Source organism: Actinokineospora lacus, assembly GCF_053813445.1.
Genome location: NZ_JBQERA010000003.1, coordinates 204,116 through 219,509, shown reverse-complemented (window position 1 = coordinate 219,509; position 15,394 = coordinate 204,116). Strand labels below are relative to the sequence as shown.

General features: G+C 71.5%; 12 protein-coding genes and 1 pseudogene. 7 read left to right on the top strand and 6 right to left on the bottom strand.

All coding sequences use genetic code 11. The features are described from left to right. Positions 1–68: 68 nt before the first annotated feature. Entirely contained in the window at positions 69–3,284 is a 3,216-nt protein-coding gene (locus ACTG9Q_RS09125; RefSeq protein WP_455572218.1) for a S8 family serine peptidase, read from the bottom strand. Positions 3,285–3,632: 348 nt separating this feature from the next. Between ACTG9Q_RS09125 and ychF the strand changes: the two genes are divergently transcribed. The 3 genes and pseudogenes from ychF to ACTG9Q_RS09110 all read left to right on the top strand — a co-directional run bounded on the left by ychF (position 3,633) and on the right by ACTG9Q_RS09110 (position 6,269). Then, positions 3,633–4,712, top strand: a complete 1,080-nt coding sequence (gene ychF, locus ACTG9Q_RS09120; protein ID WP_455572217.1) for a redox-regulated ATPase YchF — start codon at positions 3,633–3,635, stop codon at positions 4,710–4,712. 23 nt (positions 4,713–4,735) lie between these two features. Continuing rightward, positions 4,736–4,879, top strand: a pseudogene (locus ACTG9Q_RS09115) (CopG family transcriptional regulator); the annotation flags it as partial. Between the two features lie 235 nt (positions 4,880–5,114). After that, positions 5,115–6,269 carry an alkaline phosphatase PhoX gene (locus tag ACTG9Q_RS09110; protein ID WP_455572216.1) on the top strand — a complete coding sequence of 385 codons (1,155 nt, stop codon included), beginning with the start codon at positions 5,115–5,117 and terminating at the stop codon, positions 6,267–6,269. Positions 6,270–6,311: 42 nt separating this feature from the next. Here the strand turns inward: ACTG9Q_RS09110 and ACTG9Q_RS09105 are convergent, their stop codons facing one another. Continuing rightward, on the bottom strand, positions 6,312–6,605 hold the full coding sequence (locus ACTG9Q_RS09105; protein WP_455572215.1) for a 4a-hydroxytetrahydrobiopterin dehydratase: 294 nt from the start codon (positions 6,603–6,605) through the stop codon (positions 6,312–6,314). 167 nt (positions 6,606–6,772) lie between these two features. Between ACTG9Q_RS09105 and ACTG9Q_RS09100 the strand changes: the two genes are divergently transcribed. The 3 genes from ACTG9Q_RS09100 to ACTG9Q_RS09090 all read left to right on the top strand — a co-directional run bounded on the left by ACTG9Q_RS09100 (position 6,773) and on the right by ACTG9Q_RS09090 (position 10,921). After that, the gene (locus ACTG9Q_RS09100) at positions 6,773–7,789 is read left to right on the top strand and encodes a thiamine ABC transporter substrate-binding protein (protein ID WP_455572214.1); all 1,017 of its coding nucleotides are present in this window, start codon (positions 6,773–6,775) and stop codon (positions 7,787–7,789) included. 589 nt (positions 7,790–8,378) lie between these two features. Further along, positions 8,379–9,920, top strand: coding sequence for an ABC transporter permease (locus tag ACTG9Q_RS09095; RefSeq protein ID WP_455572715.1), 1,542 nt, complete (start codon positions 8,379–8,381; stop codon positions 9,918–9,920). Then, complete coding sequence (locus ACTG9Q_RS09090; RefSeq protein ID WP_455572714.1) at positions 9,917–10,921, top strand: ABC transporter ATP-binding protein; 1,005 nt, start codon at positions 9,917–9,919, stop codon at positions 10,919–10,921. The genes ACTG9Q_RS09095 and ACTG9Q_RS09090 overlap by 4 nt, the downstream gene beginning before the upstream one ends. A gap of 208 nt (positions 10,922–11,129) precedes the next feature. On the opposite strand, the gene ACTG9Q_RS09085 is transcribed toward ACTG9Q_RS09090, so the two are convergent. Next, positions 11,130–11,855: an alpha/beta hydrolase gene (locus ACTG9Q_RS09085; protein WP_455572213.1), complete on the bottom strand. Its 726-nt coding sequence runs from the start codon at positions 11,853–11,855 to the stop codon at positions 11,130–11,132. Positions 11,856–12,106: 251 nt separating this feature from the next. Next, entirely contained in the window at positions 12,107–12,544 is a 438-nt protein-coding gene (locus ACTG9Q_RS09080; protein ID WP_455572212.1) for a GNAT family N-acetyltransferase, read from the bottom strand. Positions 12,545–12,676: 132 nt separating this feature from the next. Here ACTG9Q_RS09080 and ACTG9Q_RS09075 point away from each other — a divergent pair, with 132 nt between their 5' ends. Further along, positions 12,677–13,561 carry an aminoglycoside phosphotransferase family protein gene (locus ACTG9Q_RS09075; RefSeq protein WP_455572211.1) on the top strand — a complete coding sequence of 295 codons (885 nt, stop codon included), beginning with the start codon at positions 12,677–12,679 and terminating at the stop codon, positions 13,559–13,561. Between the two features lie 2 nt (positions 13,562–13,563). On the opposite strand, the gene ACTG9Q_RS09070 is transcribed toward ACTG9Q_RS09075, so the two are convergent. Next, on the bottom strand, positions 13,564–14,418 hold the full coding sequence (locus ACTG9Q_RS09070) for an ABC transporter permease (protein WP_455572210.1): 855 nt from the start codon (positions 14,416–14,418) through the stop codon (positions 13,564–13,566). After that, complete coding sequence (locus ACTG9Q_RS09065; protein WP_455572209.1) at positions 14,415–15,386, bottom strand: ABC transporter ATP-binding protein; 972 nt, start codon at positions 15,384–15,386, stop codon at positions 14,415–14,417. The genes ACTG9Q_RS09070 and ACTG9Q_RS09065 overlap by 4 nt, the downstream gene beginning before the upstream one ends. Positions 15,387–15,394 lie beyond the last annotated feature (8 nt).

Here is a 15,394-nt window from a genome sequence, read left to right as displayed (position 1 = left end):
CGGGAATCCGACACGAAGAAGGGGGCCGGTCGCGATGACCGGCCCCCTCCGACTCGACTACAGACTCACTACGACACGGCCTGGATCACCACGTCGCCGGAGCCGATCAGCACGTTCTCGTCCGTGCGCACCTGGACGCTGCCCAGGAGCACGCGACCGGCGGCCGGGGCCGCGTTGGCCACGACCGAGCCCTGCACGGTCCACTGGGAACCAGCGGCGCGCGAGGCGTTCGCGTCGGTCACCGACACCGAGCCGAGGGCCGGGTTGGTGAACACGTCGAGGTAGTCGTACGCGGTGGTGCCCGCGGGCACCTCGTAGCCCTGCACCAGCACGATCCACACACCCGCTGCCGGGCTGCCGACCGTCACCTCTTCCTCGGAGTCGCCGTCGGCGCTCTGACCGGCCAGCACGCAGCTGCCCGAGGTGCAGTTGTAGACCGACAGGTCGAGGTCGGCGGCCGCGTCGGCGGTGTTGCCGATCTTGGCCCGCAGCGCGGTGGAGCCCGCGCTCACGTTGACCTGGTACTGCTGGTTCTCCCCGTCGGCGATGGTGAGCTCGCCGCGCTTGGCGCTGCCGAGCGGGGTGCCGACCGCGCGGCCGGTGAACTGGCCGAACAGGTTCTGCAGCGTGTACGAGCGCGCCACCGGGACACCGGCCTGCGCCGACTCGATGACGTCCGGGTTCGGGGACACCGTCGCGCCCAGCACGGACGCGGTCAGGGTGTACGGGGCCTTGGCCACGTCGGAGGTCCGACGCGCCTCGACCACGACCTCCCAGACGCCCGGCAGCGGGTTGCTCACTGTGCGGCTGGTCGGGCTGCCCGGGCACGACCCACCGGGAACCGGCGGGTTGTAGCAGGTCAGCGAGTTGTTGCTGCTGACGCCCACGCCGTAGGGGTGGAACTGCAGGAAGCGGATCTGGCCCGCGCCCGCGGCGGTGCCGCCGCCGACGAGGTCGACCTTGAACGCCGGGGTGCCTGCCGGAACGCGGTAGAAGTACTTCGCCACCTCGTTGCGGCCGATCTGCCCGCCCTTGGTGACGGAGTAGCCGTTGCCCGCGTTGAACTCCTCCGCCGCGACGACGGTGTTCATCGTGTGCAGCTCGATGCCCGCGGACATGGGGCTGTCCAGGGACAGCACCGCCGAGTGGACGCCCGCCGTGCGCGGGTTGACCGACACGGTGAACTTCGTGGCCGAGTCCTTGCCCAGGGTCACCGTCGACGGCGAGCTGAACGTGCCGTCGTTGCCCGTCCAGCGCACCTTGTAGGTGACCGGGTGGTTCGGGCCGGTGGTCCGGGTGAGGGTGTACTGGCGGGTGTAGCGGTCGCCCGCCTTGACGCCCTCGCGGTCGTAGATGCCCACGCCGACGCCCGGGGTGGCCAGGAAGCCCGACAGGACGGTGTTCACCGGCACCGAGGTGTTGATCACGGTCTCGGTCGGGTTGGACTTGAGCAGGTTCCACGCCTTCTTGACGTCGACCAGGCCCGTGCCCTGCTCGTAGGCGTCGAGGCCCGCGACGAAGCGGGTGGTGGACATGATCGCCTTGCGCAGCTGGTGCGGGGCTGCGGAGACGTTCTTGGCCTTCGCGGCGCTCAGCAGCAGGGCGGCGCCACCGGCGGCCTGTGGGGAGGCCATCGAGGTGCCGTTGAACATCGCGTAGCCCGGCGGCAGGGCGTAGGTGCCCGCGACGGGACCGCCGTTCTGCCAGGTCGGCACGGTGGAGATGGCCGAGCCGGAGGCGATGATCTGCGGCTTGAACCCGCCGTCCTCACGCGGACCGCGCGAGGAGAAGCCGTGCAGCGACTCGGCCACGGCCAGGTCGGAGCCGTAGTTGCGCTGCCAGGTCGCCTTGGTGATGTAGGAGCCGACCGACAGGACCTTGGTGGCCACCGACGGGTCGCCCACGGTGTTCATGCCCGCGCCGGAGTTGCCCGCGGAGACGAACATCTGGACGCCGTACTCCTCGATGAGCCGGTCGTAGAGGCGGGCGCGCGCGTTGTTCGCGTCGTTCAGCGCCGGGAGGCCGCCGACCGACATGTTGATCACGTCGGAGTTCTGCGCCGCGTAGATCATGCCCTCGAGCATGGCGTAGGAGGTGCAGCCGCTGACGAACAGGCAGATCCGGACCGAGGTGATCTTGGCGCCGGGCGCCGCGCCGGTCATGGTGCCGCCGAACATGCGGTTCGCGGCGGTGATGCCCGCGACGTGCGTGCCGTGGGCGCCCGCGACGATGCCGATGTTGACCGAGTTGGTCGACGGCGAGGTCTGCACGACGAAGGTCATCGACTCGCGGACCGGGGTGGCCGGGTTGTCGGTGCCCAGGGTGCCGATGTCGAAGCGCAGCTTGTAGTTCTGCATGGCCTTCTCGTCGGCCATGCTGCCGTCCTGGTCGGTGTCGACCCAGACGGTGTCGGTGGTCTTGTTCCACGCGACGCCGAAGATCCCGTTGCTGCCCGCGGGGTTGCCGTCGCGGTTGAGGTCGTTGCCCTCCTCGCCCCCGAGGCGCGGGTCGCGCTCGTCGAGCTCGGCGAAGGCGACCTCACCCTCCGAGGGGAGGCCGATTGAGGCACCGGGGACGGTGTTGTCCATCAGCAGCCAGGTCGGGTCGTCGTCGTTGTTGACGCCGTTGGTGAAGCCCGGGTCCGTGGCGGTGATCCAGTCGGTGATCTTGCGCTCGCCGGTCGTGGTGGTCTTCAGCGACGGGTGGTCAAGGTCCACACCGGAGTCCACGATGGCGATGGTCGTGCCGCGCCCATCCCACGTCGGGTGGTCGTTGACGAACTGCGCCGAGCCGATGTCGCCGGTCGGCATGTACGGGTTGACCCTGGGGGTCGACGGGCCGGGCGGGGTCTGCGGAGTCGGGTCCGCGATGCCCTCGGGCCTCGGGTCGGGCAGGGCGATGTTCTCGCTGATGTCCAGCGCATCGACGCCTGCCAGCTTCGCGATCTTCTCGACCTGGCCGACGGGCACCTCGGCACGCACGTAGCCGATCGCATCGGTGCGGTGCTCGATCTTGGCGCCCGCGCGGGCCAGCGCGTCGACAGCGGCGGCGCCTGCGCCCTCGTCCGTCGCGATCAGGACCTTGACGGTCTTCTCGCCTGCCTGCATGGCCTTGGCGAGCAGCTCCTGGTCGTGCTTGCCGATGCCAGGGCCTTCCTCCGCGGCGCCCGTGGCGGGCGCGGCGGCGTTGGCGTTCGGCATGGCCAGCATCGCGCCGGCGACCGCCGTGCTGAAGGCCAAGCCGAGGGCGAAACGGCTACGCCGTCGCCTGTCGGGTTGAGTCATCCCACGTCCTTCTTCCTCAGCGGGTGAGCTGAATGACGCCTGGTCGGTCCGGTAGGGCGGATGACAGCAGGGCGCTCACGGAGTGTTGTTCGCGAGTGACCTCATTACTAGCGTCCATTTGGGCTAATCAGTTCGGGTCAAGCTGGGTTGATCAGCACAGAGGGTGTCCGCATCGTCGGAGTTGGCCCGAGTGTTACCTAGCTGACGGTCGCTCTTTGGCAGTCATCCGGCCTACGACACGTCGCAATGTGTGACGAAAACTGGGAATACTGTTGGTAACTTTTCGGATACCCCAGGGCTTGACAGTGCCGGTCGATGCCGCTGGGTGCCGGTTCGTAGACTCGGGCCGTGAGTTTGACCCTCGGGATCGTCGGCCTGCCCAACGTTGGCAAGTCCACCCTCTTCAACGCCCTGACGAACAACGACGTGCTCGCCGCGAACTACCCGTTCGCCACGATCGAGCCCAACGTCGGTGTCGTCCCGCTGCCCGATTCCCGGCTGGAGCGGCTCGCGGCGGTGTTCGGCAGCCAGCGGATCGTGCCCGCCACGGTGTCCTTCGTCGACATCGCGGGCATCGTCCGCGGCGCCTCCGAGGGCGCGGGCCTGGGCAACCAGTTCCTCGCCAACATCCGCGAGGCCAACGCGATCTGCCAGGTCATCCGCGTCTTCGACGACCCGGACGTGATCCACGTCGACGGCGCCGTCGACCCGCTGGCCGACATCGAGACCATCAACACCGAACTCATCCTCGCCGACCTCCAGACCCTGGACCGCGCGCTCAACCGCCTGGAGAAGGAGGCGCGCACCCGCAAGGAGGCCCGCCCCGTCCTGGACGCCGCCCAGCGCGCCAAGGACATCCTCGACGCGGGCCGCACCCTGTTCGCCGCCCAGGCCGAGCTGGACCTGTCCCTGCTGCGCGAACTGAGCCTGCTGACGACCAAGCCCTTCCTCTACGTCTTCAACGCCGACGAAGCCGTCCTGACCAACCCCGCGCGCCGCGAGGAGCTGACCAAGCTGGTGGCCCCCGCCGACGCCGTCTTCCTGGACGCCAAGGTGGAAGCGGAGCTGCTGGAACTGGACGACGAATCCCGCCGCGAACTACTGGAGTCGGTAGGCCAGGACGAACCCGGCCTGGCCGCCTTGGCCCGCGCCGGCTTCCACACCCTGGGCCTGCAGACCTACCTGACAGCAGGCCCCAAAGAATCCCGCGCCTGGACGATCCCCAAGGGCGCCACCGCCCCCCAAGCCGCGGGCGTGATCCACACCGACTTCGAACGCGGCTTCATCAAGGCCGAAATCGTCTCCTTCGCCGACCTGATGGAGGCGGGCTCCATGGCAACGGCACGTTCGGCGGGCAAGGTCCGCATGGAGGGCAAGGACTACATCATGACCGACGGCGACGTCGTCGAATTCCGCTTCAACGTCTGACCTCTCACCACTCAGGGGCGTGTATGGCGCTGACCTTGCGGTTGACCGACGAGCAGGAGCGCGCCCTCGCCCTGCTCGCTGAGGCGGGCGGGGTGAGCAAGCACGAGGCGGCCGTGCGGGCGATCACCGAGGCCGCCGCCCGCCTCACTCGCGAAGGTCAAGTGCGCGAGGCGCTCGAGCTCGCGCGCCGGGACGCGCTGCGGCGACAGGACGGGCACGTCGGGGTGGAGCACCTGTTGGCGGGTGTGCTCGCCATCGGCGAGCTGCCCTCGGTGCGCCGCCTCGGCCTGACGGGCTGACTTCACCGGACCGCTGTCCGGGCAACATCCGGTGGACACCCGGCGTGGTTACCGTCCTCACGTACCGAAGCGATGTGTGCGCTTACTGTGACGGGAGTCCGGTGTGGAACGTCGTAATTTCCTGCGGGTAGCGGTGGTCGGCGGGGCTGCGGCCGCGTTCGGCGGGGCGTCGTGGAGTCAGGCGTTCGCGGCGGGGGCGCAGCCGGGGCCGAGCCCCTACGGCGCGCTGCGGACCGCCGACGCCAACGGCATCCGGCTGCCGTCGGGGTTCACCAGCCGGGTCATCGCCCGGTCCGGCCAGAAGGTCGCGGGCACCGCCTACACCTGGCACCCGGCCCCCGACGGCGGCGCGGTCTTCGCCGACGGCAGCGGCTGGATTTACGTCTCCAACAGCGAGGTCCCCAGCACCGGCGGCGTCGGCGCGGTGAAGTTCAACTCCAGCGGCCAGATCACCGGCGCCTACCGGACCCTGTCGAACACCAACGTCAACTGCGCGGGCGGCGCGACGCCGTGGAACACCTGGCTCTCGTGCGAGGAGGTCTCCAGCGGTCGCGTCTTCGAGACCGACCCGTGGGGCGCCAGGGCCGCGGTCTCCCGCCCGGCGATGGGCCGCTTCAAGCACGAGGCCTGCGCCGTCGACGCCGACCACCGCTACGTCTACATGACCGAGGACGTCAGCGACGGCTGCTTCTACCGCTTCCGCCCGAACACCTGGGGCGACCTCTCCAGCGGCACCCTGCAGGTCATGAGGGGCTCCACCGCCACGAGCGGCGCCGTGACCTGGGCGAACGTCCCCGACCCCGACGGCAGCCCGACCGCGACCCGCAACCAGGTCTCCGGCGTCAAGCGGTTCAACGGCGGCGAGGGCTGCTACTACGCCGACGGCACCTGCTGGTTCACCACCAAGGGCGACAACCGGGTGTGGGCCTACAACGCCACCAACTCGACCATCTCCCTGACCTACGACGACAGCCTGATCAGCAGCGGCGCCCCGCTGACCGGCGTCGACAACATCACCGGAGCGTCCAACGGCGACCTGTTCGTCGCCGAGGACGGCGGCAGCATGGAGATCTGCGTCATCACCCCGGCGGGCGTGGTCGCGCCGTTCCTGCAGATCACCGGCCAGTCCAGCTCGGAGATCACCGGCCCGGCCTTCACCCCGGCGGGCGACCGGCTCTACTTCTCCTCCCAGCGCGGGACGTCGGGAAGCAGCGGCGGCGGCATCACCTACGAGGTGACCGGCCCGTTCCGCCGCTGATCCAGCGCCGGTGCGGTCCGCGCGGACCGCACCGGCGGCCGGTCAGCCAAGGGCCTCGATGACGCCGTCGACCTGCTTCGCCAGGCTGACGTCCTTGGCGGTGATGCCGTTCTCCGAGTGCGTGGTGCACCTGAAGGTCAGCGTCCGCCAGCGGATGTCGATGTCCGGGTGGTGGTCGTCGGCCTCCGCGATCTCGGCCACCTGGGTCACCACCTGGATCGCCTGCGGGAACGAGCCCAGCTCCACCTCGCGGACGAGCGCGCCCTCGATGCGCCGCCACGATCTGAGCACGCCGAGGGCCTTGCCGACCTCGGTCTCACTTAACAGTTCAGCCATGCCCACATCCTGGCTTGTTCACCAGGCGTACGCTCGACGCTGCCACGGGAGTCCGGTAGCGCCGGGCTGAGAGGAGGGCCCCGAGCCCTCGACCGTCACACCTGATCAGGGTCATGCCTGCGCAGGGAGTGCCCTCGTGGCGAGCACGCGCCCGAGGAAGGATGTCCATGCGCCGACTCGCCGTTGTCCTGGCCGCCGCGCTGTTGAGCGGCTGCTCGCTGAGTTCCGGTGAGCAGGCCGACCGCAGTGTCGTGCTGATCACCCACGACTCCTTCGCCCACGACCAGGCCCTGTTCGACCGGTTCACCGCTGAGACCGGCATCACCATCGAGGTCCGCAAGAGCGGCGACGCGGGCGCGCTGACCAACCAGCTCGTCCTGACCAAGGCCAACCCGCTGGGCGACGTCGCCTTCGGTGTGGACAACACCTTCGCCTCCCGCGCCGTCGACGTCTTCGCCGAGTACCGCTCCCCGGCGGCCACCGCGGGCCCCAGCCGCTTCGACATCGACGACACCGGCCGCCTGACCGCCGTCGACGTCGGTGACGTGTGCGTCAACGTCGACACCGCCGCCCTCGCCGCCCGCGGCCTGCCCGTGCCCACCGGCTACACCGAGCTGGCCGACCCGCGCTACAAGGACCTGCTCGTGGTCGAGGACCCGGCGACGTCCTCCCCGGGCCTGGCGTTCCTGCTGGGCACCGTCGCGGAGTTCGGCGACGGGTGGGTCGACTACTGGGAGAAGCTGCGGACCAACGGCGTGCTCGTGGTGAGCGGCTGGGAGGAGGCCTACACCCAGGAGTTCTCCGGCTCCTCGGGCAAGGGCCCCCGCCCCATCGTCGTCTCCTACGCCTCATCCCCCTCAGCCGAGATCGCCGACGACGGCAAACCCCGCACCGAGGCGGTCCTGGACACCTGCTTCCGCCAGGTCGAGTACGCCGGGGTCCTGGCGGGCGCCAAGAACCCCGACGACGCGGGCAAGGTCATCGACCTGCTGCTGTCCCCGGAATTCCAGGCCACCGTCCCGGAGCTGATGTACGTCTACCCGGCCCGCGAGGGCGTGGAGCTGCCCCCCGCCTGGCAGAGCGCCGCCCCCCTCCCCACCGCCCCGGCCACGCTCCCCGCAGCCGACATCCAGGCCAACCGCGAGCGCTGGATCGAGCAGTGGCGCACAGCCGTCCAGGGCTGACCACCCGCCCGCCTGGCAGGCAGCCCCGACCTGTCCCACCTGCGCGGCCGGTCCGGCCCGGCCGCTGCCGTGCTGGGTTGGCCTTCCGGCCTGGCTCGGCTGGTGCCGGTTGTCCTGCTGAGCAGGCTGCCCAGCCTGGCCCGTCTCGCGGGCTGGTTCGGCTTGGGCATTGCCGTGCCGGGCTGGCCGAATTGCTGGACTCGGTTGGCGGGCTGGGTGGTGTTGAGTGCTGTCGTGCCGGCCTGGTTGTCAAGCTGGGGTTGGTAGGTGGGTTGATCCAGGTCGGGAGTGGTCGTGCTGGGCTGGTGGGGCGGTCGAGGCCGCTTGGTCAGTTGTTCCGACTTGGCCGTTGTCGCACTGAACTGGCAGTCCGGCCCTGCCCGCTTGGTGGGCTGGGTGGGGACGGGTGTTGCCGTGTTGAGCTGACTGTCCGGGCCGGTTTGCCGGGTGGGGCTGAGCGGTGCCTCGCTGAGGTGGCTGCGTGGTTGGGTTGGGTCGGGTGTTGTTGTGCCGGGGTGACCGTTGAGTTTGGTCTGGGTGGGGAGGGGCGGTGAGGGCTGTCGTGGGTCGTGGAGCTCGCGGGGTGGTGTTGTTGGGGCTTTTGCCGTTGGGGTTTCTCGCGGTGTTCTTCCTGTGGCCGGTGGGCGCGATCGTGCGGTTGGGGCTTGATGGTCGGGCGTTGGAGGTGTTGGGGTCCGGGGAGACCTGGGGGCTGGTGGGGTTCACGTTGGCGCAGGCGGGGGCGTCCACGGTGCTCGCGGTGGGGGCTGGTTTGCCGGTGGCGTTCTTGCTCGGGCGGTGTGCCCTGCCGGGGATGGCTGTGGTGCGGGCGCTGGTGTTGGTGCCGTTCGTGCTGCCGACGGTCGTGGTGGGGTTGGCGTTCCGGGCGCTGTTGCCTGGTGGGGGTGTGGTGGCGATCGTGTTGGCCAACGCGTTTTTCAACGTGGCGGTGGTGGCGCGGACGGTCGGTGGGTTGTGGGCGCACTTGGACCGGCGGGCGGAGGACGCGGCTCGGGCGTTGAGGGCGTCGCGGTGGCGGACGTTCGTCTCGGTGACGCTGCCCGCGTTGATGCCTGCGCTCGGGTCGGCGGCCGCGGTGGTGTTCCTGTTCTGCGCCACCAGTTTTGGTGTGGTGCTGCTGTTGGGCGGGGCGCGCCACCGCACGTTGGAGACCGAGATTTACCTGCGCACGGTGGAGATGCTCGACTTGTCGGGCGCGGCGGCGCTGTCGTTGTTGCAGGTGGGGGCCGTGGTGGCGGTGCTGGTGCTGGGCGCGCTGGCCCGGCGTCGGCGGGAGGCGGCGTTGCGGTTGCGGGCGCGGGTGGAGAGCGCGCGGCGGCCCAGCGGTGGGGAGTGGTGGGCCGCGGGGCTCGCCTACGCCGTCGTCGGGCTGCTGGTGGTGCCGGTCGCGTCGCTGGTGGTGCGGTCGTTCGACGGGGGGATGGCCGGGTACCGGGCGTTGTCGGGCACCGGGTACCAGGGGTCGCTGGCGGTGACCGGGTGGGAGGCGGCGGCCAACTCGCTGCGGGCGGCCACCGATGCCACCGTGCTGGCGCTCGTGCTGGGCGTGCTGGCGTCGGTGGTGCTGGTGTCCCTGCGCCGCGCCCGGTTCGTGGACGCGCTCGACACCGCGCTGATGCTGCCGCTGGGGGTGTCGGCGGTGACCGTCGGGTTCGGGTACCTGATCACCCTGGACGCCCTGCCCGGCGACCTGCGCACGTCGGCGGCGCTGGTCCCGCTGGCGCAGGCGATCGTGGTGACCCCGCTGGTGATCCGGATGGTGCTGCCCGTGCTGCGGTCCATCGACGAACGGCTGCGCCAGGCCGCGGCGGGCCTCGGCGCGGGGCCGCTGCGGGTGTGGCGGGAGGTCGACCTGCCGCTGGCCGGGCGGGCCCTGCTGGCCGCCGCGGGCTTCGGCTACGTCGTGGCGCTCGGGGAGTTCGGCGCGACCAGCTTCCTGGCCCGGCCGGACACCGCGACGCTGCCGGTCGTGGTCGGCAGGCTGGTGGCGCGGCCGGGGGAGCTGAACTCCCAGATGGCGTACGCGGCGTGCACCCTGCTGATGCTGGTCACGGTGGCGGTGGTGCTGACCGTGGAACGCCTGCGGGCGGGCGAAGTGGGGGAGTTCTGATGCTGGAGGTGTCCGGGCTGACCGTGCGCTACGGGTCGGTGCCCGCCGTGTCCGATGTGGACTTGACGGTGGCCGACGGCGAGGTGCTCGCCCTGCTCGGTCCGTCGGGCTGCGGGAAGTCGACGCTGCTGCGGGCGGTCGCCGGTCTGGAGGCGGCCGCCGGTTTGGTGTGCTGGGACGGGTCCGACCTGGCTCCCGTGCCGGTGCACCGCCGCGAGTTCGGACTGGTCTTCCAGGACGGGCAGCTGTTCCCGCACCGGGACGTCGCCGGGAATGTCGCTTTTGGACTCCGGATGCGGGGGACCGCGCGGGCGGAACGGTCGCGGCGGGTGGGGGAGTTGCTGTCCCTGGTCGGCCTGGCGGGGTTCGAGTCCCGGCGGGTGGGGTCGCTCTCGGGTGGGGAACAGCAGCGGGTGGCGCTGGCCAGGGCGCTGGCCCCGCGCCCGCGACTGCTGTTGCTGGACGAGCCGCTCTCGGCCCTGGACCGCTCGCTGCGCGAGGCCCTGGCCCTGGACCTGGCGGCCCTGCTCCGCTCGGCGGGAACCACCGCGCTGGTGGTGACCCACGACCACGACGAGGCCTTCACCCTGGCCGACCGGGTCGCGGTGATGCGGGCTGGTCGAATCCGCCAGGTGGGCCGCCCCGGCGAGGTGTGGCAGCGCCCGGTGGACGAGGACACCGCCCGCTTCCTGGGCTGCGCGTCGTTCACCGCGGGGACGGCGTCGAACGGCGTGGTCTCGTGCGAGTTCGGCGCGGTGGCGGCGGACCTGCCCGACGGCCCGGTGACGCTGGGACTGCGGCCCTCGGCGCTGCGGGTGGCGGAGGGGCCGGTGCGCGGCCGGGTGACCGGCCGGGTCCACCGGCACGATCACGTGCGGCTGGTGGTGGCGCTGGGGGACCGCGTGGTGGACGCGGTGGCGGGCGTGGGTGGGGCGCCGTTGGTGGGGGAGGAGGTCGGGCTGGCCCTGGACGTGGCGGGGGTTGCGTTCGTGGGGGTGTGAGAACCGCGATTGCGGACGGGGGACCGCGGTCATCTGTGTCGCGGGGGCGAGAGCCGGTCCACCAGCGCCGCCATCGATCCGGAGACGCCCCGACCAGCGGTACCGGCGCGGTCGGGGCGGTCGTGCGTCTGCGGGCCACCGCCATCGGGGAGGGCCGGACCTGTCCTCGATGAGCGGCTTCCTGGCCGACAGCTCCTGTTGTCCGGCTTTACCTCAGGTGCCGGGCGAAGAACCGGTTCCCGGCGTCGCCCTCGAAGTGGGGGACGCCGGTGTGCCCGCCCATGTTGGCGTGCAGCGTCTTCTCCTCGGAGCCGAAGGCGTCGAAGAGGTCCAGGGCGAGCTGGCGGTCGTTCCCCTCGTCGTCCCACTGCAGCAGGACCAGGAGCGGGATGGTGACCTGCCGGGCCTCGGCGACCATGGCGCGGGGCACGACACTCCCGGCGAACAGGAGGGCGGCCGAGATGCGCGGCTCGACCACCGCCAGCCGGACGCCGATGGCGATCACCCCTCCCGCGAACCCGACCGGGCCGCCGATCTCGGGCAGCGACAGGAGGGCGTCCAGAGTGGCCCGCCATTCCGGGACCGCCGTGTCGACCAGCGGGAGGACGAGCCGATCGACGATCTCGGCGTCGACCGGCTCGCCTGCCTCCAGCGCCCGGAGCAGGTCGGCGCGGGCCTCCTCGACGGCGGCGAACCGGGGCCGGTCACCGCCCCCGGGCAGCTCGATGGTGGCCGCGGCGAAACCCGCCGCCGCGGCGTGCCGGGCCCGGGCCACCAGTCGGGGGTACATCCTGCGCAGCCCGCCGGGGTGGCCGAGCAGGATCAGCGGGGCGGGCGCCGGTTCGGGGGTCCACAGGATGCCGGGGATCTCGCCGAGGGTGAACTCGCGTTCGAGGACACCGTCGTCGAAGCGCTGTTCGGAAGTGAATCGCACGGTCGTGCCTTTCGGGAGTGCTCGTGAACGGCGCTCCCGGACGACCTATCGCCCGACCATGACCCCGGAGGGGAGCACCCATGTCGCTACGGTCACGGGTACCACCTCCTCGATCTCTCGCACGGCCGTCGGAAAAGTAGCAGTGGTCGCCGGGGACCGCCAACAGGTTTTCGCGGAGGCTCCGGGACTCGCCGCGAAGGCGGTCACGCGAGCGCTGGCCTGGCCAACCGCCGCGTGCACCCGAGAGTGCTTCAGGTGTTGTTGTCGAAGCGGACGAAGGAGCGCAGGGTCCCGGGGCCGTAGTCGCGGATCTCGGTGTAGCCCAGGCTTTCGTAGAAGGCGCGTTGGGCGGGCTCGTCGTCGGTCAGCAGGACCTTCTGACGGACCGTGCGGTAGCGGTCCAGCACCGCGCCCACGAGAGCGCGGCCGATGCCGCGGCGTTGCTCGGCTGGGTGCACGAGCACGTCTTGCAGGTAGCAGACGGTCGCCCCGTCGGACAGCGCGCGAGCGAGGCCGACCAGCCTCCCGCCCTGGCGTGCGGTCACTACGTAGGAGGCCCCGTCCACTCCGGCCTGCAACAGGCTGGGCGAGTCGGTGTAGGCCGACCACCCGACCGCCGCGTAGAGCGCCAACAACTCGTCCAGCGGTATCCCGGACTCCGGTCCGATGACGAGTTCGGTGTCGTCCACGCGACGATCCTGGCACATCGACCGCAGCCGTGATCGCGTATGTGACAGGGCTCCACGAGGACCGGGGTGTGCGCGGTTGTCGGGTGCGGAAATGCTTTGCCTGGGTTGCGGAGCAGTGGGGATGATCGGGGGATGGGTGACGTCGCGGGGTCCGGGGATGGGCGTGCCGGGATCGACGCGGCTTTGGTCGCCCGGCTGGTTGCCGCGCAGTTTCCGCGGTGGCGCGGGCTTTCGGTGACGCCGGTCGAGGTGGACGGGTGGGACAACCGCACCTATCGGCTTGGTGAGGAGCTGAGCGTGCGGCTGCCGAGCGCGGCGGGGTACGCGCCTGCTGTCGACAAAGAGGATCGGTGGCTGCCGGTCCTGGCCCCGTCGCTGCCCGTTCCGGTTCCGGTGCCCGTGGCCACGGGGGAGCCGGGGGAGGGATACCCGTTTCGGTGGTCGGTTCGCCGGTGGCTGCCTGGCCGGACCGCGAGCCTTGAGCGGATTGGCGACCTGCCCGCGTTCGCCGCGTCGGTGGCCGCGTTCATTCGTGCGCTGCAGCGCGTTGACGGCACGGGTGGGCCGGTGGCGGGGGCGCACAGCTTCCACTGGGGCGCGTCGCTCACCCACTACGACGCCGAGACCCGCCGCGCTCTGGCTGAGGGGCGTGTTGACGTCCGCCGGGCGGAGGCGGTGTGGGACGCCGCCCTCGATGCCACTTGGCACGGTCCGCCGGTGTGGTTCCACGGGGACATCGCCTGCGGCAACCTGCTGGTCGATGACAGCGGCGCACTGGCCGCCGTCATCGACTTCGGCACCTCCGGGGTCGGCGACCCGGCTTGTGACCTGGTGATCGCCTGGACCCTGTTCTCCGGTGGGAGCCGCGAGACCTTCCGCGCCGCCGTGGGGCAGGACTCGGGCACGTGGGCCCGGGCTCGCGGCTGGGCGCTGTGGAAAGCCCTCATCAGCCTGGCCGGGGACCCGGCGGTCAACCAGCGGGTGATCGCCGAGGTCCTCGCCGACGCGCCCGCCTGAGCTCAGCCGTCGCGGCTGATCATGCGGGACAGTGCCAGGGAGTAGCCGATCAGGATGTAGCAGCCCGCCCGCAGGACGCCCTCCATCAGCGCCCCCACCGGCAGCGGGTCGCGGGCGACCTCGGAGATGGCCTCCCAGCCGGTGGTGATCAGGACCGGGTCGAGCCAGTCCAGGGCCGGGATGACGCTGAGGACGCCGGAGACGATGAGCAGGCCGAGGGCCACCGACAGCACGATCAGCGGGTGGTCGGTCCACGCCGAGACGGCCAGGCCGACCGCGGCCAGGGCCCAGATCTGGATGGCCACCAGGACGGCGGTCAGCAGGACGCGGAGCAGGCCGTCGCCGAAGGGCAGGACCGTGCCCGAGACCGTCAGCATCCCGTCGCCGCCGAGGAGGATGACGCCGGTGACGCTGCCGGTGAAGGCCATCAGCAGGCAGGCCAGCAGGCTGACCGCGGCCACGCCGAACGCCTTCACCGCCAGCAGCCGCGCCCGCCCGACCGGGGAGACCAACAGCGACCGCAGCGTGCCGTGCGCGGACTCCCCGGCGAGCGCGTCGGCCGCCAGGGTGGCGCCGACCAGGGGGAGCAGCATGGTCAGCGCGGCGAGCAGGGAGAAGATCGGCAGCATCAGGCCGTTGCCCGCGAGCAGCGTCGCCAGCCCCTGCCCGACCGGCCCGTCGGAGTCGGCCGCGATGGCGATGGCGATGCCCGCGATGATCGGCACGGCGGCCAGCAGCCCCAGGCCGACCAGGGTGCGCGGCCTGCGGAGGATCATCCGCAGCTCCGAGCGCAGCAGCCTGCCCAACGGCGCCTTGGTCCTGGTCAGCGGCACGGCGGGCGCGGTGATGGCGGTCATCGGGGGTCTCCCGAGCTGATGAGGGTCAGTTCGTCGGCGTTGGCGGGGATGTCGGGGGTGCTGGTCTCGGTGAGGCGGGCGAAGAGGTCTTCCAGGCCGGTGCGCTGGCGGCGGACCTCGTGGACCGGGACGCCCGCGTGGACGAGGGTGGCGACGACGGCCGGGGCGGTGGTGGCGGTGAGGTCGACGCGGATGCCGTCGGGGACGGCGCGGGCCGGGATTCGGTTGTCCCGCAAGGCGTCCACCGCGCGGGTGATCTCCGGGGTGCTGACCAGCAGGCCCGAGGAGCCGGAGTCCAGCAGGACGCCGAGTTCGCCCTGGGCCACGACGGTGCCCTGGTTCAGGACGGCCACGTGGGTGCAGGTGGCCTCCACCTCGGCCAGCAGGTGCGACGACACCAGCACCGTCGTGCCCGCGGCGTGCAGGTCGGCGATGACCGCGCGGACCTCACGGGTGCCCGCGGGGTCCAAACCGTTGGTCGGCTCGTCCAGGATGACGAACCTGCGGGGGGCCAAGAGGGCGGCGGCGAGGCCGAGGCGCTGCTTCATGCCCAGCGAGTAGCCCTTGTACCGGCGGTCGGCCGCGCCCGCGAGGCCGACGCGCTCCAGGGCCTGCGACACCGCGGCCGGGATGGCCGCGGTGGCCAGCGCGGGCTCGGCGGCGCCGGTGCGCAGCAGGTTCTCCCGGCCGGAGAGGAACGGGTGGAAACCCGGACCCTCCACCAAGGCCCCCACCTGCGGCAGGGCCTTCGCCGCGCCGTCGGGCAGTTGGTGGCCCAGCAGCTCGACCTCGCCCGCGGTGGGCGTGACGAGGCCGAGCAGCATCCGGATCGTGGTGGTCTTGCCCGAGCCGTTGGGCCCGAGCATCCCCATCACCGAACCGGTGGGCACTTCGAGGTCGACGTGGTCCACCGCCACTGTCCCCCGGTACACCTTGCGCAGTCCCCGAGTGCGCGCGGCGGCTTCCATCGTCGACC